This is a genomic window from Myroides sp. N17-2 (genome assembly GCF_002286775.1).
Taxonomy (GTDB): Bacteria; Bacteroidota; Bacteroidia; order Flavobacteriales; family Flavobacteriaceae; genus Flavobacterium.
This window is the reverse complement of the sequence record NZ_NSGJ01000007.1, coordinates 73993-99514: the sequence shown is the minus strand read 5'-3', so window position 1 is coordinate 99514 and position 25522 is coordinate 73993. Positions and strand designations below refer to the sequence as shown.

Below are 25522 nucleotides of genomic sequence, written 5' to 3'. Positions count from 1 at the left end.
GAGTAGCGTATAGGGTAAAAAAAAATCCGCATACTTGCGGATCTTTTAAACTTTCATGATTTCTGCTTCTTTAACAGCAAGAATATCATCTATTTTTTTGATGTAACCATCAGTTAATTTCTGAATTCTTTCTTCAGCATCTTTACAGATATCTTCAGAAGTACCATTCTTTTCTTCTTTTTTGATATCGTTATTAGCATCCTTACGAGAATTTCTAATACCGATTTTAGCATCATCAGCTTCTGTTTTAGCTTGTTTTGCTAAGTCCTTACGTCTTTCTTCTGTTAGAGCAGGAATGTTGATGATGATGTTCTCTCCATTGTTCATTGGATTTAATCCCAAGTTAGCGATCATAATTGCTTTCTCGATCGGTTGTAACATTGCTTTCTCCCAAGGAGTCACTGTTAGTGTACGCGCATCAGCAGCATTAACGTTAGCTACCTGAGATAGTGGAGTAGGAGAACCGTAGTAATCTACGAATACAGCTCCTAACATCTGTGGTGAAGCTTTTCCAGCACGGATGTTTAATAATGATTTATCTAAGTGAGCTACAGTATTATCCATAGACTCTTTGGCAGCGTCGATTATTAAATTGATTTCTTCTGTCATAACTTTGATTTAATTAATGTTTACAGCAACAGTAGTACCTACTGATTCGTTACCTTGGCAAACTTTTAATAAATTATCTTCTTTATTCATATCAAATACTACGATAGGCAAGTCATTTTCTCTACTTAGAGTGAATGCCGTAGTATCCATTACATTTAATCCTTTTGTTAAACAGTCACTAAAAGAGATTTTTTCGTATTTAATAGCAGTAGGATCTTTTTCTGGATCAGCTGTATAAACACCATCTACTCTAGTTCCTTTTAAGATTACATCAGCGTTAATTTCTACACCACGTAATACAGCAGCTGTGTCAGTAGTGAAGTATGGGTTACCAGTACCTGCACCGAAGATTACGATTCTTCCTTTTTCTAGGTGACGAACAGCTCTTCTTTTGATATAAGGTTCTGCTACAGCTTCTATTTTTAAAGCAGTCTGTAATCTAGTTAGCATACCAGCAGCCTCTAGAGCTCCTTGTAACGCCATACCATTGATTATAGTAGCTAGCATTCCCATATAATCTCCTTGTACACGATCCATTCCTACATTTGCACCTGCGACACCTCTAAAAATATTTCCTCCACCTATTACAATTGCAATTTCAACACCTAATTCGTGAACTTTTTTTACTTCAGCAGCATATTCTGCTAGTTTTTTAGGATCAATACCATATTGTTGATCACCCATTAAAGCTTCTCCACTTAATTTTAGCAGAATTCTTTTGTACTTCATTGAAAGAAATTTTTAAAGTTTTGCAAATATAAAGATTATATATTTCTAAGGGGTAGCTTTTTGAAAAATATGTTGATTCTCTGTAAAGGACTCTTTTGCTGTATTATAGCCTAATTCATAAATCTCATCCATTTTCTTCTTACTCCTTTCGAAAGTAGAGTACATATTCAGCTCTTTAGGCTCTATTAACCAGTCACATAATTGACCTTGTCGAGCATTCTGCATTCTTGTCATAAGTTCATAAGCTCGAATAGTTACCGCCTTGATTGATGTTAAATTTTCAGGTGTTGCTTCTTCTATAGGGGTCACATTGCTACCGATGATAAAGTCACATTTCTTTTTAATTACATCTATAGGAAAATTGTTAAGTATACCACCATCACTATAAAGTTTATGACCGATTTGATAAGGAGAAAATACACCAGGGAAAGCACTTGACGCTAATATCGCATCTACTACTTTTGTTTTTTTCTTGAATACATGTAGTTCACCAGTTACTATATTCGTCGCATTGATATATACAGGTATAGGCAACTCTCCTAAAGTCATTTCCCCAAATACCTTTTTTAGATATCTATCAAAAGTATTTACATCTATTAGTCCTGCCTTTTTTAGTGTAAAGTGTTGCCAGTTAAACAAGTTGACAGATTTAAAGAAGATTAATATCTCTTTAGGTTCTATACCTGCTGCATATAGGGAAGAGACGATAGAGCCAGCACTAGTGCCGGCTAGAAAGTCTGGTTTGATATTTTGTTCATCTAGAAACTGTAGTACTCCGGCATGAGCGATCCCTTTATAACCTCCACCTGATAGTACTAATCCTATTTTGTTCTCTTTCATTATTCTATTTATTATCTTTTCAGGAAGTCATAGACTTATACTAGGTTAGGCATTCCTCTTTATCTTTTGTTAGAAGAAATTACTGTATTATTTATTCCTAGTTCTTAGTTATGACATTGATTTCCTTTAAAAGGTTTATCTTTGGTAGTAACAAACAATAAAGTTAAACAAAATGATAAACATTGATCCAAAATACATAGTTAAAAGTTTAAGTTATAAAGAGTTTCGTCATTATGTGACAGAAGCACTTACTACTGATAAGAGTCTTCTGAATTTAGAAGAGGATTATTTGGCTTATGCTGAGCTGAATGAAGCGAGATTACATAGACTTGATAAAACGATGAAAGTAGAGGAGAATGTAGCTGCTAAATTAGCCGGATTAAAGAAGAAATATACTTGGGTAGTGATATCTGAGTGCTGGTGTGGTGATGCAGCACAGATAGTACCTATACTTAATAAGATGGCAGAGTCAACTGATAACATCGAATTAAGAATAGTGTTTAGAGATCAAAATCTTGAGTTGATGGATGCTTTTCTTACTAATGGAGGTAGGGCTATCCCTAAATTAATCATTGTAGAACAAGATACTTTAAAAGTTTTAGGACATTGGGGACCAAGACCTGTACTAGCGCAAAAAGTTATCACTGATTATAAAGCCGCTCACGGTGTAGTAGATGAAGCTGGTAAAGTAGCCTTACAGATGTGGTACACTAAGGACAAAGGACATGAAGTACAAAAAGAGGTGATAGAACTAATGACATCTTTTGAATAGTAATAAAAAAAGCTCTTTCAGTCAGTTGAAAGAGCTTTTTCACTTTATGTTTTTTTGTGTTTTTGGTTTTCTGTTCAATACAATTTCCTTTTATAAACAGAAATATCTACAACATCACAACTCCACGATATCACAACGCACCTATAATAAAAATCTTATCTGATAAGGACATCCCTGCAGGATTACAACCTGGCAATCCTTCCGGAACTTCTTGGTTCATGTTTTTAAAATAATCTAACCATACAGGAAAGAACTCATTCGTCTTTTTAGACCTGTAAGTCATAGGAAATAACTTAAAAACTTCTTCATCATTATTAGCACTTTTAAATGCATCATATATTAACTCTGAGCAGTAATATTTATTATTATCCATTAGGTAATTCAGATCATAAGGTAGCCCAACTTGTGCAATACTAAAGGTCTTGGCATCAAGAATCAATCCTTGATATTCGGGTAATAATCTACCTACATACTGTGCTTCTACATTCTTAGCGATAAACTTATCAAGTGGAGTGATGCACACAGCAGGCCAAGTCGCTTCTACTACTTGTAATGTCCCCTCATGTTCTATCACCATACCGATATGATTAAAATTAATATTGTTATAGCCATGAGTAACTTCATTAATGGCTTCACATAATGGACCACAGTTGATATTCTGAAAGATGAAATCACCTTCTTTATAATCTATTTTCTGTCCCCAAATAAATTGAGTGCTTAAGAGTAGTAATAATAGTATGTTGCGCATAATAGTTCTTTTTGCGAAGATAAGGCTATCGATATTGATTATCAAACTCAAGAAAACAATTGATGTTCATTCGTTCCCTCATAAAAACCTATGCTTTACTTTTTTAAGGTATGTTATCCTTAATAGTATCCTTATTTTCGTTTAGGAAAAAGGAAAAATATGTTGTTAAATAGATGTAGTTGGGACCATCTAATTCTTTTCTTATGCTTATTGGCATTGATGGGATGTAGACAAAATCAAGAGATTATTGAGCAAGGAGAAGATGTAAAGAATCTACCTCCTGTAATCTCTGTTGTACGTGATCTAGATGAAGATTCTAAAGAATATAAAATAGAAGGAACGAGTAAAACAGGTGATGTCTATACAGGTCAAGTAACTCTAAAAGGGGATATAGGTGCCGGGTATATCACTAAAGATAGCCTAACTCCGCAGTTTTATATAGAAGTAAGACGCGTACAAGAGGGAGGACTCATCGGCACAGATACAAATGGAGTGGAGTATAAGCTATCTTTTAAGAGTTAGACGTTCTATTTTAGCCTATCCATATTTATTTCCATGTGTTTGTCTAACAGCACGTCGTTATTTTTAATCACTATATGAAAGGTAACTTGATTACCTACTATCACAATGTTATCCATTAGTGTAATGTCTCTTACATTTAAGTTTATGAGAAACTTATCTTCAACTAAGCGAGCATAGATAAGACCTATGATGTTATGCTTATCTAATTTCTTGAAGTAATCTTTATATGTTAGAAATTCACCAGTCTTAAGGTTGATACTATATCTGTCATAGTAATCTTTAGATTCCATAGTTAAGGCTAGTCTTTGTCGTTTGCTTATAGCAATAGTAAGAACAGAAGTATTGTTTTGGAGTACTTTTACATTAGATATATCTTCAGCTGCCCATTCATTCGTTATTCGCGATACTGATTTCTGTGCAAATAGTAATGGCATGATTACCTTTGCATGTTTGATACTGTAGATATAAGGACTATTTGTTAACATTAATTGTTCGATAAGCATATTCGACTTATTATCTATTTTAGCGTTATTTGTATTAATAGTTGGATAGGTGTAAGAGCGAGTAAAGTTATTGAAGTGAGTATTGACATCGATGCACATTGTATCTTCTTCATCGTAGGTGTTGATGATATTTGGATAGATTGATTTACGTGCATAGTAGTTATTATATCGTAGAACACTACTGACCACATTACCAATTGGAGAAAATACCAAGTTCTCTACCTTAGTATGGTCTATATAAACAGATTCTATTTGTGTTAAATCAGAAGATAGGCTGATTTCTAGATTTATAGTGGATTTTGTATCACTGAGTAGCATTGTTTTTTTGTCTAAATCCAACTTGCCATGTAATTCAATTAAATCGCCTTGCCCTATATAATAATGAGCAAAGTAGTCATGACCAGTGAAGCTGTCTTTAAGTTTAAACAGTTGTAGTCTTACTGTGTTATGGTATAATTTTCCTTTATAGGAGATAGGAAGACTATCGTGTGAATAAGTGATAAGGTGTTCGTTTTTAAATGAGTCAGATGATGTACTGTATTTATGCAGTTGAGGGAGTTTCTTTTGATTAAAAGTAATACTTTCAAGAGGCAAATCAGTAATTACTATAGTCTTATTAGCTGGTTTGTCTATTAACCATTGGTTAGAGAGTTTTTTATTATCGCTAACATCTAGGTACTCTAGATAAGTTGAAGGGACATAAAACTCCTCAAGTTGGTTCTGAGTAGCAGACAATTCTTTCAAAGGCGTGTAAATAAACACACTGTTGATAATATTATTTGAAATAGTAAGAGATTCTAGGTTTCCGTCTAAGATCCTCAGTCCCCCATTGATCCTATTGTTACTTATATTGAGTTTTTTGAGAAGTGGGTTGTATAAATGTGTTCGGACAGAATCAGCATATCCACCGATATGATTATGGCTTAGATCTATTTCTTCTAGTGCCAATTCACTTAATTGTGGTAGATTATTTAATTCATTGTTAGACAAATCTAATTTTTTCATCCCCCTAGGCAAGTAACCTGTGTTTACATACTGGATATTATTATGTGATAGATTAAGTATTTCTACGTAATCTGGTATCGGAGGTATAATGGTTAAGTTTTGATGAGATAGATCTAAGGTTTTTCTAGTAATATAATGATTTACTATCAAATAAGTACTTGATAACATAACGATAAATAGTACTGTGTAGAAATAACTCTTAGTTCTCATAGTAAGGTGTTTAATTAGTTTGTTTTCAATAAGGATTTGTACTTATCAGTTAGATTTATGGCACTATCTTCGTTATCTTGTATAGAAATGTTGTTTATAGTGTTATCTGTATTTATCAATATGAAACTATAAGGATTTGAGGTGTTGTCACCGATGAGTATTTGAATATTCAGTAATTCTGAAAGTTTTAGCAAGAATAGATATTTGTCTAGTAATTTATGTTGAATATATATGGTCAAGGATACTCCCTGTTCAAAGTCTCCCTCGTATATTTGTGTATAACCTATTACTTTAAGAACTTTTGCTCGTTTTTTTGTACAATATAGGAAGTGATTAATATCCTCTATTAGTATATCTAGATTGGTAATTCCAAGTAATTCAGCAATGCTTTTGCAAAGTGATTCATTGTCAATACATTTATTAATGTAGAAGTCTAAATATATAGCCTTGTTTTCATTCATATGAGTATCAGGTTATGATATTAAACCATGTCTATAAGCTATGTTTATTTCTATGCTTCTACACTTTCTTCCAACTATCTGTTAAAGAACTTCTAGTTGCACTTTCTCCTATTTCCATTTCGGGTAAAGATTTTAATGTAGGATCTAATGCTAAGATTTGTTGAATGGATACTACTATAGCGTCTTCTTCTTTAATGGTAATTCCATCAAAGAATTAATTGCCAATCGCCATCTTCGTCATAGTACACATGACTGATTAAACTCTTATTAAAAGCGATGTTTCGGGAAGTTATTGCTGCTTTATTAGGTTGGTCATTTTCTATTTTCATAAGTTGTGAAATTAAAACAATTAGCGTAAATTTACTTATAATCAGCGATATATAAAAGATACTTTTGAGTTGTTCATACCTCAGTTTTCAAACTTCCAATAGTTCTCAACTTTCGCTTAGTTTATTATATCGGGTATCAAATCACCATTGATTACACAACAAAATTACAGTTATTAAAATTCTTTTTTTGAGAGATAGGCACTTTTGGGCAAAAATGACCTAAAAAGGGCAAAAAAGTCCACTTTTGGCCTAAAATGGGCTCTTTTTAAAATTGTAATATATTGTAATTCAGTATTTTGTTTAGTTTGATACACCCATTCCTTCGGAAGGGCTGCGGAAGAATCCAACAATTGTTCGGAAAGAGGGGCTGTTTTCCGAACAACTACAAAAGCCTTCCAAAACTCTTCCCGAACAAATCCATCGTTATACCCTTCTCAGGCCTTTGTGTATAAGGGATTGTAACTTAATTATATGTTTCGACAAGTCTCCTAGTTTTAAGTCGAGATAGGAAAAATTTGGCAAAAAATGACAAAAAATGGACTTTTGTTCCCTCTGCCTCCAAATACCAATTTTAGTATGTCGACCTTTGCAAAAGAATGTGATAAGGAGTAAATTTAGAAATTAGATCAATACATTTTAGCAGCAAAGATAAATATGGTATCAAATAGACACAAATCAACACAAATGAGCATAAAACGTGCTAAATCAACACAAGTAGACATAAATCGTAGTAGGTTATTTAGACTATAAACGCTGTATTGACAAGGTATTAGCCTGTTTTTAGGTCGGTCTAAAAGTGCATTTGCTCCCAATTTCTTCCCAAGAATGCCTATTTTTCCCCGACGAGGGGCTGTTTTGGGAAGGTGACTAAGTCCTGACTGGAAGGAAGAAGGAACAAGTTAGGTTTTTTATAATCCTAATCAAATTTAAACAGGGGTTTATTTCTATTATTTTGAATACTATTGTATTGGGCAATGCGTGAGGTACTCGTGAGGTGCGCTTGCTGAATCAGACCTCCTGAGTAGGAATAGGGCAGTGAAACTGCACTTATTCAGGAGATATCAACAAGAGGATGTTACATTTTATAATTCTCTTAAAAGGTTTTTTGCTCTCGATTGCTTTCTCAAGAATACCTGTTTTCCTGTGCTGTTTTGGAAAGGTGACTAGATTCTGAGGAGAATAGGGGGAAAGGGGAGTGGAAGTTATTTATGTGATAGCATAAATGACATTATTTCATTGTATGGGTTTACCTAGGTAGATTTAGGGTTCTATTCTATCAATTGTTCTTCTAGATGTTGACAGATTAAGGTTTTTTATTTATAAATAGAATATTAGGTATGTGTGTGTTTTGAATATGGAGCTTAAGGAAGACGTACAAAGAAGATTTTTGGAGATAGGAGTTATCGTTATATTTGGTATCGAGATGTGCTACTTCACGAGTTGTATTATAAGGTCAGTGATGAGTCTATTCTAATGGTTAATGAAAGTGAAGTTTAGTTTTGCAGTGATTTATTAAGAATTTTGGATAATAAGAAGTTTACTACTCGAGTTAAATGGTTTAATTATGATAGAACAAAAAAATAAATCCTTAGAACCTGAACTTGAAGCTGATATTTACTATTTGACTGAGCAAGAGGGAGGGAGAAAAAGTGATGTAAGGTCAGGTTATCGAGGACAGTTTTTTTATGATGGAAATGATTGGGATGCATCACAAGAATTTATGGATAAAGATGTCTGTGTACTTGGAGATACTGTTGCTGTTAGGCTTATAACCCTGAGCCTGCTCTTTCATGTGGGACAATTTTATATAGGAAAAACGTTTGAGGTTAGAGAAGGAAAAAAAATAGTGGGACATGGTAGAATAACCAAGATTCTAAGAGAAGATTTTAACTATTGGGATTTTGACTCGTTCTTTACAGGCTTACCATCTAATTGTAGCCCATATGATGAGGAGAATATAGATGGTTTTATCATGGATTTTGAGTATGGATTGGCAGGTATTACTAAACTTGATAATCTGAAATTTAGTGCAGTATTAGCAAATAATGAACAGATGTTAACAGTTCAATGTGTTGTAAGTGATTCGGATATAAATACGAAACAGTTTATTGAAGAAGTCTGTAAAAGATGGATAGAAAAAATACAATTTAAAAAATCATTTTATAAGATTAAAACGAACTATGCTAATAAAGTATGTGATTGTGAGCTGATTTTTGCTACTCGGAGCAGTATGTCTTTGACAGGTAAAATAGTCATATCTTATTAGATAATCTCCTAATAAGGATTGGTAGAAGGGATGGTGTGACATAGTGTATAGCATTAAGAAAAAGCCTCACTCTTCACTGTTTATATCTCATAATATTTGTGTTCCCAATTGGATAAATGAGGTAGTCGTTCTGTATGCGAAGTCTTTATTGAAATCATCAAGTATGAATATAAACAAAATATCAGAAGAACTTGGATTTAACCCAGATTACGCGATAGACATATAAACGAAAAGTAATTATACAAGGTAGGTCTGAATTAGTGATACAAGCATAATATAGTATGGTTTTAGAGCTAATGAAAGAACTATGAAGTAGAATTGCTTTGCAGTATTTGGCTAATGCGTAATCTGGGTTTAAGGAAGCAACCTTGTTTTTTCGTTATTTTAAACGATATACAGGCTTAACCCCAAAGCAATATAGTAATGGGTGATGGATGGAATAAAAAAAGCCACAAGTCTCCTTGTAGCTTTTGATTATGTATTTAGGTAAATGTTACTCTTGTACTGAAGTGTCGATGCCTAGTGCTTTTAATAACTGTTCTTCAAATTGTTCTGGAGTAACAGCGTTTGCAACATCGAAGTCACCTATTTTAGTTCTGCGTAATGCACTTAAGTGTGCTCCTGAATTAACTTTAAGGCCGAAGTCATAAGCTAGAGATCTGATGTATGTACCTTTAGAACATACTGCTCTAAAATCTACATTAGGCATCTCTACGTTAGTTAATTCGAACTCTTCGATTGTGATCGGACGAGTAGGTATCTCTACTTCTTCTCCTTTACGAGCGTGCTCATAAAGGCGTTTACCGTCTTTCTTAAGAGCAGAGAAGATAGGAGGACGTTGTTCTATCGTACCGATAAATGATACTCTAGCTTCGTCTAGTATGCTATCAGTGATATGCTCTGTAGGATAGGTCTGGTCTATCTCTGTCTCTAAGTCATAAGAAGGAGTTGTTCCGCCTAAAGTGATTGTTCCTGTGTATTCTTTGATTTGCCCTTGTAGTTCACTGATTTGTTTAGTGAATTTGCCTGTACAGATAATCAGTAGTCCTGACGCTAATGGATCTAATGTCCCTGCGTGTCCTACTTTAATTTTCTTCAATTCAAAGTGTTTTTTTAATAGCCATTTAATCTTGTTCACAGCCTGAAACGATGACCAAGTAAGCGGTTTGTCTATTAAGAGTATTTGCCCTTCTTGGAAGGCTTCTTTATTGTATTGTATCATTATTGTTTAAGATATCCGAAGTATAGTAGTAATAAAGCTCCTGCGATGATACGATAGTATCCCCATGGTTTGAAACCGTATTTTTTGATAATTCCGATAAAGAATTTGATTGCGACAATAGATACAACAAACGCGATGACGTTACCTAATAAGAATAACTTCATATTATCTGGATTGTCTAATAATATCTCGTATCCTATTCTTCCTGATTCATATTTCTTTAATACGATAGAATATACAGTCACAGCTGCCATAGTAGGTACAGCTAAGAAGAATGAGAACTCAGCAGCTACTTGACGTGACAGACCTTGTTGCATACCTCCGATGATAGAAGCAGCAGATCTACTCGTGCCTGGCATCATCGCTAGACATTGCCAAAAACCAATAGTTATAGCTTGCTTAACAGTGATATCTTCTTCTCTAACCGTCTTTGGGTTCTTGAAGTATTTATCTATAAAAATTAATACAATACCACCTATTATCAACATAATAGCGATATAGATAGTTTCTCCTAAAACCTTGTCTATGGCTTCGTCAAATAACTTACCTAAAACTAAAGCTGGTATAACCGCTAGTACTAGTTTTTTGTAAAAGTTAAGTTTACTGAAGTCAAGGAACTTTCTCCAATATAGTGCAACAACGGCTAGGATAGCTCCGAACTGTATAGCAGTTTGAAAAAGTTTAACGAATTCGTCTTCTTGAATGCCGTAAGCAGAACTTAAAAATATCATGTGTGCTGTAGAAGATACAGGTAGATATTCAGTTAGTCCTTCTACTATGGCTAGGAGGATAGCTTGTATTAAATCCATTTAGTGTATGTAGTTTGTTATTTGTTATCTTTTTTGAATATTGCGTAGATTGCTACTCCCATAGCGATAAAGAATACAGCTGGCGCTAAGTGTATACGTCTAAAGCTGTAAATGTCTTCATTAAATTCTGTAGGTACATCATTAGTAGCCCCTGCCATTAAGAAAAAACTTAAAGCAACAAGTGCAATACTTACTAGCAGAATAATGTAATTCTTCTTAGAGAAAAGAAGAGCACCTTTGTTTTGATCTTGATCTTTCATATTAATAAAGTTCGTCTGATTTTAGGTTTAAGAATCTTTGTGTAGCAAAGAATGTACTAATACTAGTAATAAGCATTCCAAGTACTAGTATACCAATAGATACAATTACTAAAGGCATATAATCCTCTTTAGGATTGATGTTTAAGTCTGGCATCTTACTGTCTGCGTAGAAAGTAAGTGCTGTGATTGCAATAATAGCTAATATAGAACCGATAATCCCTAGTTTCATACTGTGATTAATAAATGGTCTTCTAATGAAGCGCTTAGTAGCACCTACCATTTGCATTGTTTTAATCGTGAATCGACTAGAAAAGATTAGTAAACGCAGTGAACTATTGATTAATAGCATAGATACTACAGTTAGGAATGCAGCTAATATAAGTACCCATTGAGCTACTTTATCTACATTCTCATTTACTAGATCTACTAATTGTTTATCGTATTTAATATCAGATATAGCTGTATTCGCATTTAATTCTTTAAGGATAGTATCGATACTGTCATTCACTACATATTCACCTTTAAGGTGGATGTCATAAGAATCTTGCAATGGGTTAAAACCTAAGTATTCTACGAAGTCCTCTCCTAAGGTTTCTTGGTGTTCTTTAGCAGCTTCTTCTTTAGAAACGAATTTCACTTCTTTTATATAGTTCTTTTTGCCTAATGATGCACCGAATTTGTCTAAATCAGCTTTGGTAGTGCTCTTTTCGATGAATATTGTCATCGGTATATTCTCTCTAAAGTTATCTGAGATTTTTTTAGAGTTAATAACGAATAAGCATAGTGATCCTAAAAGGAATAGCACTAAGAAAATACTAAGGATAACAGAAAAATAAGAAGAGATTAATCTTCGCTTTTGATATTTTTCATAAGAGCTTGCCATACAATCTAATTTAAGTGCGTAAAAATAACAAACAAAAACGTTTTTATTAAGACAATAACGATTAAAGTTTTCTAATTGTTATAAATATAGTTTATTTTTGCCTGAACTGATGGGATTTTTGATGAAATCACAGATTAGTTGTTGATAGATAGGGTAGAAGTGTTCTGTAAGTCAGTTCATTTTTTAAAGTATTTATCTTAGCTTAGTCAAAAATATTAGGACTGTTGTAGTTGCATATTTACTGAGCTCAGCGGCATAATCTGTAGTAGTTAAACAAAGACCCAAGTGTAAAATTTGATATATAAATTATAGTATGAAGTATTATCCAAACGAAATTGAAGCTAAATGGCAGAAATTTTGGAAAGAAAACCAAACTTTCAAAACCGAGAATAACACTGATAAACCGAAGTATTACATCTTAGATATGTTCCCTTATCCATCTGGAGCAGGGTTACACGTGGGGCATCCACTCGGATATATCGCATCAGATATCTATACTCGTTTTAAACGTCAACAAGGTTTTAATGTTCTCCACCCTCAAGGATATGATAGTTTTGGACTTCCTGCTGAGCAGTATGCTATCCAAACAGGGCAACATCCTGCTGTAACAACAGAAGTGAACATTGCTAGATATAGAGAGCAGTTAGATAAAATTGGTTTCTCTTTTGATTGGAGTAGAGAGGTACGTACTTCTAATGCGGATTATTATAAGCACACACAGTGGATATTCATCCAACTTTTTAATGCATGGTATAATAAGGTAAGTGATAAAGCTGAATCGATTGATACATTAGTAGCGATTTTTGAAAAAGAAGGAAATGCAAATGTGCAGGCTGTATGTGACGATGCTATCGAAGTATTCAGTGCAGATCAGTGGAATGCATTCAGTGCAGATGAGAAAGAGACAATGTTACTTAAATATAGAATGACTTACTTAGCAGAGACAGAAGTAAACTGGTGTCCTGCGTTAGGTACTGTACTTGCTAATGATGAGATCAAAGATGGTCTGTCAGAGCGTGGGGGTCATCCTGTAGTGAGAAAGAAAATGAAGCAATGGAGTATGCGTATATCTGCTTATGCAGAGCGTTTACTACAAGGGCTTAATGATATTGACTGGACAGAGAGTATTAAAGAGAGTCAACGTAACTGGATCGGGAAGTCTGTAGGGGCGTCTGTAGTGTTTAATCTTAAAGAAGGAGAGGATACTATCGAAGTGTTTACTACTAGACCTGATACGATATTCGGTGTTAGCTTTATGACGTTAGCTCCTGAGCATGATTTAGTAAGTAAGATTACTACTGCTGATCAAAAAGCAGCTGTTGAAGCTTATGTAGAAGCTACTTCTAAGCGTAGTGAGCGTGATCGTATGGCAGATGTGAAGACTATCTCTGGTGTGTTTACTGGAGCATATGCTGAACACCCATTCACGAAAGAGCCAATCGAGATATGGATTGGTGATTATGTATTAGCTGGTTATGGTACAGGAGCTGTTATGGCTGTGCCTGCTGGTGATACTAGAGATTATGCATTCGCTAAGCATTTTAATATAGCAATCAAAAATATCTTTAATCAAGATATTACAGAAGAAGCTTATGCTGATAAAGAAGGTTTCTTATTAATAGAGTCTGATTTCTTAAATGGATTAGGCTATAAAGAAGCTACTGTTAAAGCTATCGAAGCATTAGAAAAAATAGGACATGGTAAAGGTAAAACGAACTACCGTTTACGCGACGCAGTATTTTCTCGTCAGCGTTATTGGGGTGAACCTTTCCCTGTGTACTACGTAAATAATCTTCCAAAGATGATTGACAAGAAATATCTTCCAATCGTTCTTCCAGAAGTAGAAAAATACTTACCTACTGAAGATGGACAACCACCTTTAGGAAATGCTGCAGTATGGGCATGGGATACAGTAAATAATAAAGTAGTAGAAAACGACAAAATAGATGGAGTATCTGTATTCCCTCTAGAATTAAATACAATGCCTGGATGGGCTGGTTCTTCGTGGTACTGGATGCGTTATATGGATCCTCAGAATACTGAAGATATCGCTTCACCAGAGGCATTGGCATATTGGCAAAATGTAGACTTATATATAGGAGGGAATGAGCACGCTACAGGACACCTATTATACAGTCGTTTTTGGAATAAGTTCTTAAAAGATTTTGGAGTTGCTCCAACAGAAGAGCCTTTCAAAAAATTAATTAACCAAGGAATGATCTTAGGAACTTCTGCTTTCGTATATAGAATAGAGGGTACGAATACCTTTATATCTAAGGATATGATTAAGGATGAAAAAGTACAGCAGCTATATGCTTATGTGGGCTTAGTGAATTCTTCTTCAGAATTAGATACAGAAGAGTTTAAAGCTTGGAGACCTGATTATGCTGGAGCTGAGTTTATTCTTAATGCGAATGGTAAATATATCGTTGGTCATGAGGTAGAGAAGATGTCTAAGTCTTACTATAATGTGGTTAATCCAGATGATATCTGTGAAGAATATGGAGCAGATACACTACGTTTATACGAAATGTTCTTAGGGCCATTAGAACAAGCAAAACCATGGAATACTGCTGGTATTTCTGGAGTAGCAGGTTTCTTAAAAAAACTATGGAGATTATATGCTGATGATAATGGTGTAGTCGTGATAAATGATGAGCCTACTCCAGAGATGTATAAGTCACTTCATAAGACAATCAAAAAGGTTACTGAAGATATAGAGAATTTCTCTTTCAATACTTCGGTTTCTCAATTTATGATTTGTGTAAATGAATTATCTCAACAAAAGTGTAACCACAGAGGTATCTTAGAGCCATTAGCAATTATCGTTTCCCCATATGCGCCACATATCGCAGAAGAGTTATGGTCTATGTTAGGACACGCTACATCTCTTACTTATGCAGAGTTTCCAGAATTTAAAGCTTCTTATTTAGTAGAGAGTGCTAAGGAATACCCTGTGTCGTTTAATGGGAAAATGAGATTTAAGATTGAGTTACCATTAGATTTAACTGAAGAAGAGATCAAAGCGGCTATCTTAGCAGATGAGCGTACAATAGCTCAACTACAAGGGAATGCTCCTAAAAAGGTAATTATCGTACCGGGTAAGATTATTAACTTGGTGGGGTAAAACTTCACATGTTTTGAATACAGTAAAGACACATTATTAAATGATGTGAATAGTATAAGAAAAGCCTTAGCTCTCGAGTTAAGGCTTTTTGTATTTTGAAATAGGTTGATTGGTGTTTTTATATAAATAAAAAGGGTTGCTAGTTTTTACTAGCAACCCTTTTTGTCTATTATAAATTTGTGAATTATTTACCTGGTCTGATAAGTAATGCATGTTCAAAGTCTTTTTGAATGGCTTTTAGATTGCGCTCCGCATCAAGTCTAGTTTTATAATTTCCGACTAATACTTTATAAGAAGGATTGGTATAAACAATGGTAGCATTTACCTCAGGATATATTCTTCTGAACGAACTTAAGGCAGATCTAGCCTCTGTGTTTTTTCCATAAAAGATTTGAATCTTGAATTTGTCATTTACTGCAGTAGAGGTATTCGCGTTCTTTTTCTTGTTAAGTAGCTCTTTTACTGCTGAGGGCTCATTTAGCGTGGTTTTAGAAGACTGTGCTATAATCAGATTATTAGCAAATAGGACTAAGTTTAAGACAAGAATATTTCTTAAAAATCTCATAATGAATAATGTTTAGAGCAAATTTACAAATTATCTTGATAATGAGGTAATCAGATGTTATTTAGAACGCATATAAATTGACTTTTAAGCCGTTTAAAGGTTTTAAGAGTAAGTCATAAATTGTATTTTTGTCGGAGTTTGTAAATAAGGTGTATAGGATAGCAGTCTAATTGGCTGTTAAATAATACCAAGTTTAGTTGAAAATCATTTTATAACTATGAAAAAAGTGGGTAACCATAATTCGTTTTCAAAGATTTTATTCTTTTGTTTAGCGTTAATGCTATCGTTTACTACAATTTCGTTTGCTCAAGATGCAGCAAAAGGTAAGGAATTGTTTAACTCTAACTGTGCGGCATGTCACAAGTTAGATGGGAATTCTACTGGACCAGCTCTTCGTGGAGTAGTTGAACGACATGATGTAGCTTGGCTACACAAGTGGATTAAAAGTAGTTCTTCATTAATTAAATCTGGAGATGCTGCTGCTGTTAAATTATTTAACGACTGGAATAAGGTTGTTATGAATGACTTCCCTGCATTGTCAGATGAGGATATTGATAACATTATTGCTTATACGTCAGAAGTTAAGGCAGAAGCACCGGCACCTGTGGCTGGAGCAGCTGGAGCGGCAGGTACATCGAATAATGATGGTGTTTCTAATATGATTGTATTAGGAGCATTAATTATTGTGTTGATGCTTTTGGTTACTATGTTATTCTTCGTTAAGAAGGTATTAAACAAAGTAGTTGAAGCTAATGGATTAACTCCTGAAGTCCGCAAAACTATTCCTTTATGTGCTGCATTCGTTAAAAACAAGTTTTTAGTGATTGTGTCTACATTAGTACTTATTCTGATCGGATCATACTTCGCGTATGGTTGGATGATGCAGGTAGGTGTTGATCAAGGGTATGAACCAGTACAGCCAATTCACTTCTCTCACAAGATTCACGCTGGTGATAACGGTATTGATTGTAAATACTGTCACTCTTCTGCTAGATCTAGTAAGACATCTGGTATTCCATCATTGAATGTTTGTATGAACTGTCATAAAAACATTGGTGAGTTTACAGGTGAAGCTGGAGTTGATTACGGTAAATACACTCCTGAGTTCTACACTGGAGAGATTCAGAAACTATATGATGCAGTAGGATGGGATGCATCTACTCAGAAATATACTGGAAAAGAAAAACCAGTTAAATGGGTTAGAATACACAACTTACCTGACTTTGCATACTATAATCACTCTCAACACGTTAACGTTGCTGGTTTAGAATGTCAAACTTGTCACGGGCCAGTTGAAGAAATGGAAATTATGAGACAACACTCTCCATTAACAATGGGATGGTGTATCGATTGTCACAGAAAAACTGACGTTAAGTTAGAGAGCAATGAGTATTACGCTAAGATTCACAAAGAATTATCAGAGAAATACGGAGTTGAGAAATTGACTGTAGCTCAAATGGGTGGTTTAGAATGTGGTAAATGTCACTATTAATAATTTAAGAATAAGAAGCTAATATATATATACAATGGCATCAAACAAAAAATACTGGAAAAGTGTTGAGGAGCTGAATGAAAATAGTTCTATTGTTGAGTCGCTAAGAAACAATGAGTTTGTTGAAGAAATTCCTACTGATGAGTTTCTTGGGGATCAAAATAAATTGTCTTCTTCATCAACAACTCGTCGAGACTTTTTGAAATATGTAGGTTTTTCTACTGCAGCAGCAACATTAGCTGCATGTGAGGGGCCTGTTGTAAAATCTATTCCGTATGTAGTTCAGCCAGAAGAGATAATTCCTGGAATTGCAGATTATTATGCAACTACTATAGCAGATGGATTTGACTTTGTAAACGTTTTGATCAAAACTCGTGAGGGACGTCCAATCAAAGTTGATAATAACAGACTAGCTAATGCTTACTCAGGAGCTAATGCTCGTGTAAATGCATCAGTTTTATCAATGTATGACAGCCTTCGTTTGAAGGGGTCTAAAATCAGTGGTAAAAGTGCTTCATGGGATGAAGTAGATGCTAAAGTAAAAGCAAGTTTACAAGATGCTAAATCAAATGGAGGAAACATCGTATTATTAACTAATACAATGGCTAGTCCATCAACTGATAAGATTATAGCAGAGTTTATCACTGCTAACCCTACTGCTAAACACGTTGTTTATGATGCTGTATCATCTTCTGCTGCTGCAGATGCTTATGAGAAAGCGTATGGAGTACGTGGATTAGCTGATTACGATTTCGGTAACGCTGATGTTGTGGTTTCTGTAGGTGCTGATATCTTAGGAGATTGGCAAGGTGGAGGATACGATTCAGCTTATGCTCAAAATCGTATTCCTAAAAATGGAAAAATGTCTAAGCATATCCAAATCGAGGCAAATATGTCTTTATCTGGTGCTAATGCTGATGTTAGAATTCCATTAACTGTAGCTCAACAAAAAGCTGCCTTAGTTAAGATTTACAATGTAGTAGTTGGTGCTAATGTATCTGCTCCTGCTATCGAAGGTAAATACGCTGAGGCTGTTACTAAAGCTGCTGCTCAATTAGTAAGTGGTGGTTCAAGAGCTGTTCTTGTGTCAGGACTTGATGATGTAAATGCTCAATTATTAGTATTCGCTATTAATGAGAAGTTACAATCTCAAGCTTTCTTACCAGAGCAAACTAAAAATGTACGTAAAGGTAATGCTACTGAAGTTGGTCAGTTAGTTAAAGATATGAATGCTGGAAAAGTTCACACATTGATTATGTCAGGTGTTAATCCAGTTTATACTTTAGCTGATAGTGCTGCTTTCGTAGAAGGATTGAAAAAAGTAAAAATGTCAGTTGCTTTCTCATTAAAAGAAGACGAAACTGCATTACTTACTACAATAGCTGCTGCTGCTCCTCACTATTTAGAGTCTTGGGGTGATGTAATGATCAAAAAAGGTCACTACTCAGTAATGCAACCTACTATCCGTCCTTTATTCGATACTAAACAATTACAAGATTTATTATTGTTATGGGCTGGTAATAACACAGCTTACTACGAATATGTAAAAACTGTTGGTAAATCTTACGTAGCTGACAAAACTTGGAATCAATTGGTTCATGATGGTTTTGCTGTTATAGGAGAAAACGCTAAAGTATCTGCTTCTGCTGATTTCGCTTCTGCAGCTTCTGCATTAGGATCTGCTAAGAAAGTAGATGGATTAGAGTTAGTGTTCTATACTAAAACAGGTATGGGAGATGGACAACAAGCAAATAACCCTTGGTTACAAGAGTTTCCAGATCCGATCACTCGTGTATCTTGGGATAACTACGTAACTGTATCTCAGGCTGATGCTGAAGCTTTAGGAATTAAGAATTTCCACGTAGCTAACGGAGGTTTAGATGGTAGCTATGTTACTATCGAAGCTAACGGAGTTAAATTAGAAAAAGTACCAGCTTTAATCCAACCAGGACAAGCTAAGGGAACTATCGGTTTAGCTTTCGGATACGGAAGAAAAGCTGCTCTTAAAGAGGAGATGCAAGTAGGTGTTAATGCTTACACATTATACAAAGACTTTAATGGAGTGCAAGGTGCTGCTATTACTGTTGAAGGAGGTAACCATGAGTTCGCTTGTGTTCAGTTACAAAACACTTTAATGAGTAGAGGTGATATCTTAAAAGATACAACATTAGAGAAATTTATCAAAGAAGATGTAGAGACTTGGAACATTAAACCAGTAGTATCTTATGATCACGCTGAAGTTAAAGCTTCTACTATCGATATCTGGGAATCATTTGATAGATCAGTGGGTCACCACTTTAATTTATCAATTGACTTAAATGCATGTACTGGATGTGGTGCTTGTGTAATCTCTTGTCACGCTGAAAATAACGTACCTGTAGTAGGTAAGTCAGAAGTAAGAAGAAGTAGAGATATGCACTGGTTACGTATCGATAGATACTATTCTTCTGAGGATACATTCGCAGGAGATGTGGCTAAGAAAGAAGGTACAAAAGGATTCGGAGAATACCGTGAGGCATTCCAAGAATTAGAGCATCCAGCTGAAAATCCACAGGTAGCTTTCCAACCAGTAATGTGTCAACACTGTAACCACGCTCCATGTGAGACTGTGTGTCCAGTAGCTGCTACATCACATGGTCGTCAAGGTCAAAACCATATGGCGTACAACCGTTGTGTAGGTACTAGATACTGTGCGAATAACTGTCCTTACAAAGTAAGACGTTTCAACTGGTTCTTATACTCTCAAAATAGTGAGTTCGATTACAACATGAATGATGATTTAGGACGTATGGTATTAAACCCAGACGTAGTAGTTCGTTCAAGAGGGGTAATGGAGAAATGTTCATTATGTATCCAAATGACTCAATCTACAATCTTAAAAGCTAAGAATGAAGGTAGAGCAGTTCGTCCAAATGAATTTGAGACTGCATGTTCAGCAGCTTGTTCAAGTGGAGCAATGATCTTTGGAGATGTAAATGATAAAGAGTCAGAAATTACTAAATTAGCTGAGTCAGATAGATCTTACCATTTATTAGAGCACATTGGTACAAAACCAAATGTATTCTATCACGTTAAGGTTAGAAATATCTAGTTAAAAGAATTATTAATTAAAGAAACATATAAAGGATTATGTCGTCACATTACGAAGCACCCATTAGAAAACCTTTAGTTATTGGTGAGAAATCATATCACGATATAACTGTGGATGTGGCTAGACCTGTAGAAGGTAGAGCAAACAAACTATGGTGGAGAGTTTTTACATTAGCTTTAATAGCGTTTCTATGGGGAGTAGGTTGTATGGCTTACACTGTAGGTACAGGTATTGGAACTTGGGGATTAAATAAAACCGTTGGATGGGCTTGGGATATTACCAACTTCGTTTGGTGGGTAGGTATCGGTCACGCGGGTACATTAATTTCTGCTGTATTATTATTATTTAGACAAAAATGGAGAATGGCGATTAACCGTTCTGCAGAGGCAATGACAATTTTCTCTGTAGTTCAGGCTGGTTTATTCCCTATCATTCACATGGGACGTCCATGGTTAGCATACTGGGTATTACCTATTCCTAACCAGTTCGGATCGTTATGGGTTAACTTTAACTCACCATTATTATGGGACGTATTCGCGATCTCTACGTATTTATCAGTATCATTAGTTTTCTGGTGGACTGGTTTACTACCTGACTTCGCTATGTTACGTGATAGAGCTATTACACCATTTACAAAAAGAGTATATTCAATTTTATCATTTGGTTGGTCAGGTCGTGCAAAAGACTGGCAACGTTTTGAGGAAGTTTCATTAGTATTAGCTGGTTTAGCTACTCCTCTTGTACTTTCTGTACACACGATTGTATCTTTTGACTTTGCTACTTCAGTTATTCCTGGATGGCACACTACTATTTTACCTCCATACTTCGTAGCAGGAGCTATCTTCTCTGGATTCGCAATGGTTAACACGTTGCTTATCATTATGAGAAAAGTTTCTAACTTAGAAGACTATATTACGGTACAACACATCGAGTTAATGAACATTGTTGTTATGATTACAGGTTCTATCGTTGGTGTAGCTTATATCACTGAGTTATGGGTTGCTTGGTATTCAGGAGTAGAGTATGAACAATACGCATTCTTAAACCGTGCAACAGGACCTTACTGGTGGTCATATTGGTTAATGATGACTTGTAACGTAATTTCTCCACAGGTAATGTGGTTTAAGAAAATTAGAACAAACATCTTAGCTTCATTCGTTATTTCTATTATTGTAAACATTGGTATGTGGTTTGAGCGTTTCGTAATTATCGTTACGTCATTACACCGTGATTACTTACCATCATCATGGACTATGTTCCAACCTACTTTTGTAGATGCTGGTATTTATATCGGTACTATTGGTTTCTTCTTCGTATTATTCTTATTATACTCTAGAAGTTTCCCTGTAATCGCACAAGCAGAGGTGAAAACTATCTTGAAGTCTTCAGGAGAGTTTTACAAGAAAGAAAGAGACAGCAAAGAGAATCATCAATCTTTAAATCATTAATATATTATGAGTAATAAAGTAATTCACGCACTATACAACGATGATGATGTGTTGTTACATGCTGTAAAAGAAACACGAGATGCTCATCATCATATTGAGGAAATTTATACTCCATTCCCAGTTCACGGACTAGATAAGGCAATGGGGCTAAAACCAACAAGACTTGCGGTTTGTGCATTTATCTATGGTTTGATTGGACTTTCTTTTGGTACATTTATGATGTATTATATTATGATTGTAGACTGGCCACAAGATATCGGAGGTAAACCAAGTTTTAGCTTCATTCAAAATATGCCAGCTTTCGTTCCAATTATGTTCGAGATGACAGTTTTATTTGCAGCTCACTTAATGGTTCTTACATTCTTTATGAGAAGTAAATTATGGCCTTTCAAAGAAGCTGAGAATCCGGATGTGAGAACTACAGATGATCACTTTTTGATGGAAGTAGCTTTAAATACTGATGAAGAGTCAGCTATAGAGTTCTTCAAGAAAACAGGTGCAGTTGAAGTTAAAGTAATTGAAAAGCAATTGTAGAATGAAAACGATATATAAAATAGTAGCTTTAGTAGGAGTATCAGTTTTGACTACTTCTTGTTTTAATAAAGAGCGTCCAAATTATCAATTCATGGCTAATATGTATGAATCTTCAGCTTATGAAACATATTCTGAGGTTCCTACTACAGTTTTTAAAAATGGTAAAGAAGGACAATTACCTGCTGAAGGATCTATACCACGTGGATTTTCACCTGAAGAGTATGCAAATACTCCTGAAGGTTTAGCAGAGGCTAAATTAAATTTAAAGTCTCCGTTATCTGCTGAAGAGAAAGATTTAGAAAAAGGTAAAACGTTGTATACAATTTACTGCTCAGTATGTCATGGAGATGCTGGAGACGGAAAAGGTAACTTAGTGAAAAAAGAGAAATTCTTAGGGGTTCCTAACTATAAAGAGAGAGAACTTACAGAAGGAGGAATTTATCACGTAATTACTTATGGTTTGAATGCGATGGGATCTCACGCTAATCAATTAACTCAACATGAGCGTTGGTTAGTAACGGATTACGTTTTAAAATTGAAATCAGAATAATAAATTGTAAAACTTATTTGAAAGTTTAGATATGTACACATTTTCAAAAAATTTAAAAACTTTTGCAATCGTGCTTATGGCTTTAGGGCTTATGGGGATTGCATATGGGTTTTTAACTGCGCCAAAAGATCTTGCTGAAGTAAAGCAGATCTTAACTGAGCAAGCTCATCATGATGGTGGTGAGCATCACGTATCTGCTGCAGATCATTCTGTTTCAGATTCAGCTGACCATGATCACCATGCAGAGCACGTTTATGGACAGTTAAAAAATAAACCATGGACTGCTTTATACATAGCTTGTATTTTTGTTATGTTGGTTGCAGTAGGTATACTTGTATTCTACGCAATTAACAACGCTGCAAGTGCTGGATGGTCTCCAGTGTTATTTAGAGTTATGGAAGGATTATCTGCATATGTATTACCAGGTTCTGTTATTTTCCTTGTGATTTTAGTAGTATCAGTAATGGGAGGTAATCACCTGTTTATATGGTCTGACCCTGCAGTAGTTGAAGCGGATCATCTAATCGCTGGGAAATCAGGATACTTAAATGTACCTTTCTTCCTAATTAGAACAGTTATTTATTTAGCTGGATGGAATTTCTACAGAATATATGTTCGTAAACAATCTTTAGCTTTAGATGCTACAGGTGATTTATCATACTACAAAAAGATATTTAAAGGTTCTGCTGCTTTCTTAGTATTCTTTATCGTTACTGAGTCTATGGCATCATGGGATTGGATTATGTCAATTGATACTCACTGGTATAGTACGTTATTCGGATGGTATGTATTCGCTAGTTTCTTTGTAACTGCAATTACTACTATTGCCTTTGTTACTCTTTACTTAAAGAACAAAGGGTACCTAGAATATGTTAATACAAGCCATATTCACGATTTAGCTAAATTTATGTTTGGATTAAGTATATTCTGGACTTATCTTTGGTTCTCACAATTCATGTTACAATGGTACTCTAATATTCCTGAGGAGGTAACTTACTTCATCTTCAGAATTCAAGAGTATAACTTACCATTCTTCGGAATGTTAGTATTGAACTTCTTATTGCCTTTATTATTATTGATCAATACAGATTTCAAACGTTTAACTTGGATCGTTGTTATGGCAGGATCATGTATTATTGTAGGTCACTATATTGACTTCTTTATGATGATTGCTCCTGGTACAGTTGGAGGTTCTTGGTTTATTGGTGTTTCTGAGATAGCATCGTTTATGTTCTTCGTAGGTTTATTTATCTATGTAGGATTTAGTGCGATTGCTAAAGCACCATTGTTGGCTAAAAACAACCCATTGATTGAAGAGAGTAAACATTTTCACTATTAATATTTAAAAATAAACAAATGACAAGTTTATTAATATTAGCTGCGGTTGTATTGTTAGGTGTTGCTGTATGGCAATTAACTAAGATCTTTGACTTGACACAAGTAGGATCTTCTCCTGATGATATAACTACAGAGATCGCTAATGAGAAGGATAATAACATAAATGGTTATTTAACTTTCGCTTTCTTAGGATTCATTTATATCTTTACTATCTTCTGTTTAGTAGAGTATGGAAGTTTTCCTTTGATGGATAACCCTGCGTCAGAGCACGGAAAAGAGGTTGACAATTTAATGTGGATCTCAATGGGGTTAATCGGAGTTGTTCAAGTTTTTACACAGTTTTTACTGCACTACTTTGCATTTCAAGGTCGTGGTTTAAAAGGTAGAAAAGCTCGTTTCTTTGCAGATAATGATAAGTTAGAAGCACTTTGGACAATTATCCCTGTAATTACATTATCAGGTTTGATTCTTTATGGATTATTTGCTTGGAATGATATTATGTTTGTTGATGAAGAAGAAGACGTTCTTATTGTTGAAGTTTATGCTAAGCAATTTGGATGGGATGTTCGTTATTCAGGTACAGATAATACATTAGGAAAAGCGAACGTACGTTTTATCGAAGGAGTTAATTTAGTAGGTGTGGATATGTCTGACCCTAATGCTGCTGACGATATGATGGCTAAAGAATTACATTTACCAGTTGGTAAAAAAGTGGTATTGAAGTTCCGTTCACAAGACGTTCTTCACTCAGCTTACTTACCTCACTTTAGAGCACAGATGAACTGTGTTCCTGGTATGGTTACTCAGTTTGCTTTCGTTCCAACTGTTACTACAGAGGAAATGAGAACACGTGAGGCTATTGTTAAAAAAGTGGGTAATATTAATGCTCTTAGAGCTGAAAGAAGTCAAGAGTTAATTAAAAAAGGAGAAGAAGCTTTAGATCCATATACATTTGATTATTTAATGTTATGTAATAAGATCTGTGGAGCATCACACTATAACATGCAAATGAAAGTGGTAGTAGAAACTCCTGAAGAATTTAACGCTTGGTTAAAAGGACTTCCTACATTAAAAGAGCAAGTTGCTGCTGAAAAAGCAAGTAATGCACCTGCTCCTGCTGTAGAAGAGGCTCCTGTAGTGACTGAAGAAGCACAAACAGAAGCTATCGCTCAAGTAGTAAAATAAAACTCACATATTAAAAACAATCTA

21 protein-coding genes are annotated in these 25522 nt (G+C 34.8%); 11 read left to right on the top strand and 10 right to left on the bottom strand.

What is annotated here, in order from left to right; all coding sequences use genetic code 11:
* Positions 1-45 precede the first annotated feature (45 nt).
* Genes frr through CF599_RS05035 form a run of 3 tightly spaced genes read right to left on the bottom strand, consistent with a single transcriptional unit; the run spans position 46 to position 2178 of the window.
* Positions 46-609 (bottom strand): ribosome recycling factor, encoded by a 564-nt coding sequence (gene frr, locus CF599_RS05045; RefSeq protein ID WP_121964951.1) that lies wholly within the window; start codon positions 607-609, stop codon positions 46-48.
* A 9-nt stretch (positions 610-618) separates the two neighbouring features.
* Positions 619-1338, bottom strand: a complete 720-nt coding sequence (pyrH, locus tag CF599_RS05040) for a UMP kinase (RefSeq protein WP_121964950.1) — start codon at positions 1336-1338, stop codon at positions 619-621.
* A gap of 45 nt (positions 1339-1383) precedes the next feature.
* Entirely contained in the window at positions 1384-2178 is a 795-nt protein-coding gene (locus tag CF599_RS05035; RefSeq protein WP_216821865.1) for a patatin-like phospholipase family protein, read from the bottom strand.
* A 172-nt stretch (positions 2179-2350) separates the two neighbouring features.
* Here CF599_RS05035 and CF599_RS05030 point away from each other — a divergent pair, with 172 nt between their 5' ends.
* Positions 2351-2950 (top strand): thioredoxin family protein, encoded by a 600-nt coding sequence (locus tag CF599_RS05030; RefSeq protein ID WP_121964948.1) that lies wholly within the window; start codon positions 2351-2353, stop codon positions 2948-2950.
* Positions 2951-3080: 130 nt separating this feature from the next.
* On the opposite strand, the gene CF599_RS05025 is transcribed toward CF599_RS05030, so the two are convergent.
* Entirely contained in the window at positions 3081-3698 is a 618-nt protein-coding gene (locus CF599_RS05025) for a YiiX/YebB-like N1pC/P60 family cysteine hydrolase (protein ID WP_121964990.1), read from the bottom strand.
* A gap of 159 nt (positions 3699-3857) precedes the next feature.
* On the opposite strand from CF599_RS05025, the gene CF599_RS05020 reads away from it, so the two are divergent.
* Positions 3858-4220 carry a hypothetical protein gene (locus tag CF599_RS05020; RefSeq protein WP_143824792.1) on the top strand — a complete coding sequence of 121 codons (363 nt, stop codon included), beginning with the start codon at positions 3858-3860 and terminating at the stop codon, positions 4218-4220.
* A gap of 5 nt (positions 4221-4225) precedes the next feature.
* Here CF599_RS05020 and CF599_RS05015 read toward each other — a convergent pair whose 3' ends face one another.
* Entirely contained in the window at positions 4226-5938 is a 1713-nt protein-coding gene (locus CF599_RS05015; protein ID WP_121964946.1) for a hypothetical protein, read from the bottom strand.
* 2354 nt (positions 5939-8292) lie between these two features.
* Between CF599_RS05015 and CF599_RS19705 the strand changes: the two genes are divergently transcribed.
* Positions 8293-8994 carry a hypothetical protein gene (locus CF599_RS19705; RefSeq protein WP_216821864.1) on the top strand — a complete coding sequence of 234 codons (702 nt, stop codon included), beginning with the start codon at positions 8293-8295 and terminating at the stop codon, positions 8992-8994.
* Between the two features lie 493 nt (positions 8995-9487).
* Here the strand turns inward: CF599_RS19705 and truB are convergent, their stop codons facing one another.
* The 4 genes from truB to CF599_RS04970 are packed head-to-tail and all read right to left on the bottom strand — an operon-like array spanning position 9488 to position 12168.
* Positions 9488-10216 carry a tRNA pseudouridine(55) synthase TruB gene (gene truB, locus CF599_RS04985; RefSeq protein WP_121964943.1) on the bottom strand — a complete coding sequence of 243 codons (729 nt, stop codon included), beginning with the start codon at positions 10214-10216 and terminating at the stop codon, positions 9488-9490.
* The gene (locus CF599_RS04980; RefSeq protein WP_121964942.1) at positions 10216-11025 is read right to left on the bottom strand and encodes an undecaprenyl-diphosphate phosphatase; all 810 of its coding nucleotides are present in this window, start codon (positions 11023-11025) and stop codon (positions 10216-10218) included. Before CF599_RS04980 ends, truB begins: the two co-directional genes overlap by 1 nt.
* Before the next feature lie 17 nt (positions 11026-11042).
* Positions 11043-11285 (bottom strand): DUF3098 domain-containing protein, encoded by a 243-nt coding sequence (locus CF599_RS04975; protein WP_121964941.1) that lies wholly within the window; start codon positions 11283-11285, stop codon positions 11043-11045.
* 1 nt (position 11286) lies between these two features.
* Positions 11287-12168, bottom strand: coding sequence for an ABC transporter permease (locus CF599_RS04970; protein ID WP_121964940.1), 882 nt, complete (start codon positions 12166-12168; stop codon positions 11287-11289).
* Between the two features lie 313 nt (positions 12169-12481).
* Here CF599_RS04970 and leuS point away from each other — a divergent pair, with 313 nt between their 5' ends.
* The gene (leuS, locus tag CF599_RS04965; RefSeq protein WP_121964939.1) at positions 12482-15295 is read left to right on the top strand and encodes a leucine--tRNA ligase; all 2814 of its coding nucleotides are present in this window, start codon (positions 12482-12484) and stop codon (positions 15293-15295) included.
* A 184-nt stretch (positions 15296-15479) separates the two neighbouring features.
* Here leuS and CF599_RS04960 read toward each other — a convergent pair whose 3' ends face one another.
* Positions 15480-15860, bottom strand: coding sequence for an SPOR domain-containing protein (locus tag CF599_RS04960; RefSeq protein ID WP_121964938.1), 381 nt, complete (start codon positions 15858-15860; stop codon positions 15480-15482).
* Positions 15861-16077: 217 nt separating this feature from the next.
* Here CF599_RS04960 and CF599_RS04955 point away from each other — a divergent pair, with 217 nt between their 5' ends.
* From CF599_RS04955 to CF599_RS04925, 7 genes are read left to right on the top strand one after another with little or no spacing between them, the layout of a single operon-like run.
* Complete coding sequence (locus CF599_RS04955; RefSeq protein WP_121964937.1) at positions 16078-17352, top strand: c-type cytochrome; 1275 nt, start codon at positions 16078-16080, stop codon at positions 17350-17352.
* 34 nt (positions 17353-17386) lie between these two features.
* Complete coding sequence (locus CF599_RS04950; protein WP_121964936.1) at positions 17387-20443, top strand: TAT-variant-translocated molybdopterin oxidoreductase; 3057 nt, start codon at positions 17387-17389, stop codon at positions 20441-20443.
* A gap of 38 nt (positions 20444-20481) precedes the next feature.
* On the top strand, positions 20482-21891 hold the full coding sequence (gene nrfD / locus CF599_RS04945; RefSeq protein WP_121964935.1) for an NrfD/PsrC family molybdoenzyme membrane anchor subunit: 1410 nt from the start codon (positions 20482-20484) through the stop codon (positions 21889-21891).
* A gap of 6 nt (positions 21892-21897) precedes the next feature.
* The gene (locus tag CF599_RS04940) at positions 21898-22425 is read left to right on the top strand and encodes a DUF3341 domain-containing protein (RefSeq protein ID WP_121964934.1); all 528 of its coding nucleotides are present in this window, start codon (positions 21898-21900) and stop codon (positions 22423-22425) included.
* A 1-nt stretch (position 22426) separates the two neighbouring features.
* Complete coding sequence (locus CF599_RS04935) at positions 22427-22975, top strand: cytochrome c (RefSeq protein WP_121964933.1); 549 nt, start codon at positions 22427-22429, stop codon at positions 22973-22975.
* A 31-nt stretch (positions 22976-23006) separates the two neighbouring features.
* Entirely contained in the window at positions 23007-24314 is a 1308-nt protein-coding gene (locus CF599_RS04930; RefSeq protein WP_121964932.1) for a quinol:cytochrome C oxidoreductase, read from the top strand.
* A gap of 17 nt (positions 24315-24331) precedes the next feature.
* Positions 24332-25498, top strand: coding sequence for a cytochrome c oxidase subunit II (locus CF599_RS04925; RefSeq protein ID WP_121964931.1), 1167 nt, complete (start codon positions 24332-24334; stop codon positions 25496-25498).
* Positions 25499-25522: the final 24 nt, after the last annotated feature.

Excerpts from the sequence above, each read along its gene's own strand:
- truB (WP_121964943.1), bottom strand. The coding sequence starts at position 10,216 with ATGATACAATACAATAAAGAAGCCTTCCAAGAAGGGCAAATACTCTTA.
- nrfD (WP_121964935.1), top strand. The coding sequence starts at position 20,482 with ATGTCGTCACATTACGAAGCACCCATTAGAAAACCTTTAGTTATTGGT.
- CF599_RS19705 (WP_216821864.1), top strand. The coding sequence starts at position 8,293 with ATGATAGAACAAAAAAATAAATCCTTAGAACCTGAACTTGAAGCTGAT.
- CF599_RS05015 (WP_121964946.1), bottom strand. The coding sequence starts at position 5,938 with ATGAGAACTAAGAGTTATTTCTACACAGTACTATTTATCGTTATGTTA.
- CF599_RS04940 (WP_121964934.1), top strand. The coding sequence starts at position 21,898 with ATGAGTAATAAAGTAATTCACGCACTATACAACGATGATGATGTGTTG.
- pyrH (WP_121964950.1), bottom strand. The coding sequence starts at position 1,338 with ATGAAGTACAAAAGAATTCTGCTAAAATTAAGTGGAGAAGCTTTAATG.
- CF599_RS05030 (WP_121964948.1), top strand. The coding sequence starts at position 2,351 with ATGATAAACATTGATCCAAAATACATAGTTAAAAGTTTAAGTTATAAA.
- CF599_RS04925 (WP_121964931.1), top strand. The coding sequence starts at position 24,332 with ATGACAAGTTTATTAATATTAGCTGCGGTTGTATTGTTAGGTGTTGCT.
- CF599_RS04950 (WP_121964936.1), top strand. The coding sequence starts at position 17,387 with ATGGCATCAAACAAAAAATACTGGAAAAGTGTTGAGGAGCTGAATGAA.
- CF599_RS04960 (WP_121964938.1), bottom strand. The coding sequence starts at position 15,860 with ATGAGATTTTTAAGAAATATTCTTGTCTTAAACTTAGTCCTATTTGCT.
- CF599_RS05035 (WP_216821865.1), bottom strand. The coding sequence starts at position 2,178 with ATGAAAGAGAACAAAATAGGATTAGTACTATCAGGTGGAGGTTATAAA.
- CF599_RS05025 (WP_121964990.1), bottom strand. The coding sequence starts at position 3,698 with ATGCGCAACATACTATTATTACTACTCTTAAGCACTCAATTTATTTGG.
- CF599_RS04930 (WP_121964932.1), top strand. The coding sequence starts at position 23,007 with ATGTACACATTTTCAAAAAATTTAAAAACTTTTGCAATCGTGCTTATG.
- CF599_RS04955 (WP_121964937.1), top strand. The coding sequence starts at position 16,078 with ATGAAAAAAGTGGGTAACCATAATTCGTTTTCAAAGATTTTATTCTTT.
- CF599_RS05020 (WP_143824792.1), top strand. The coding sequence starts at position 3,858 with ATGTTGTTAAATAGATGTAGTTGGGACCATCTAATTCTTTTCTTATGC.
- leuS (WP_121964939.1), top strand. The coding sequence starts at position 12,482 with ATGAAGTATTATCCAAACGAAATTGAAGCTAAATGGCAGAAATTTTGG.
- CF599_RS04980 (WP_121964942.1), bottom strand. The coding sequence starts at position 11,025 with ATGGATTTAATACAAGCTATCCTCCTAGCCATAGTAGAAGGACTAACT.
- CF599_RS04935 (WP_121964933.1), top strand. The coding sequence starts at position 22,427 with ATGAAAACGATATATAAAATAGTAGCTTTAGTAGGAGTATCAGTTTTG.
- CF599_RS04975 (WP_121964941.1), bottom strand. The coding sequence starts at position 11,285 with ATGAAAGATCAAGATCAAAACAAAGGTGCTCTTCTTTTCTCTAAGAAG.
- CF599_RS04970 (WP_121964940.1), bottom strand. The coding sequence starts at position 12,168 with ATGGCAAGCTCTTATGAAAAATATCAAAAGCGAAGATTAATCTCTTCT.
- frr (WP_121964951.1), bottom strand. The coding sequence starts at position 609 with ATGACAGAAGAAATCAATTTAATAATCGACGCTGCCAAAGAGTCTATG.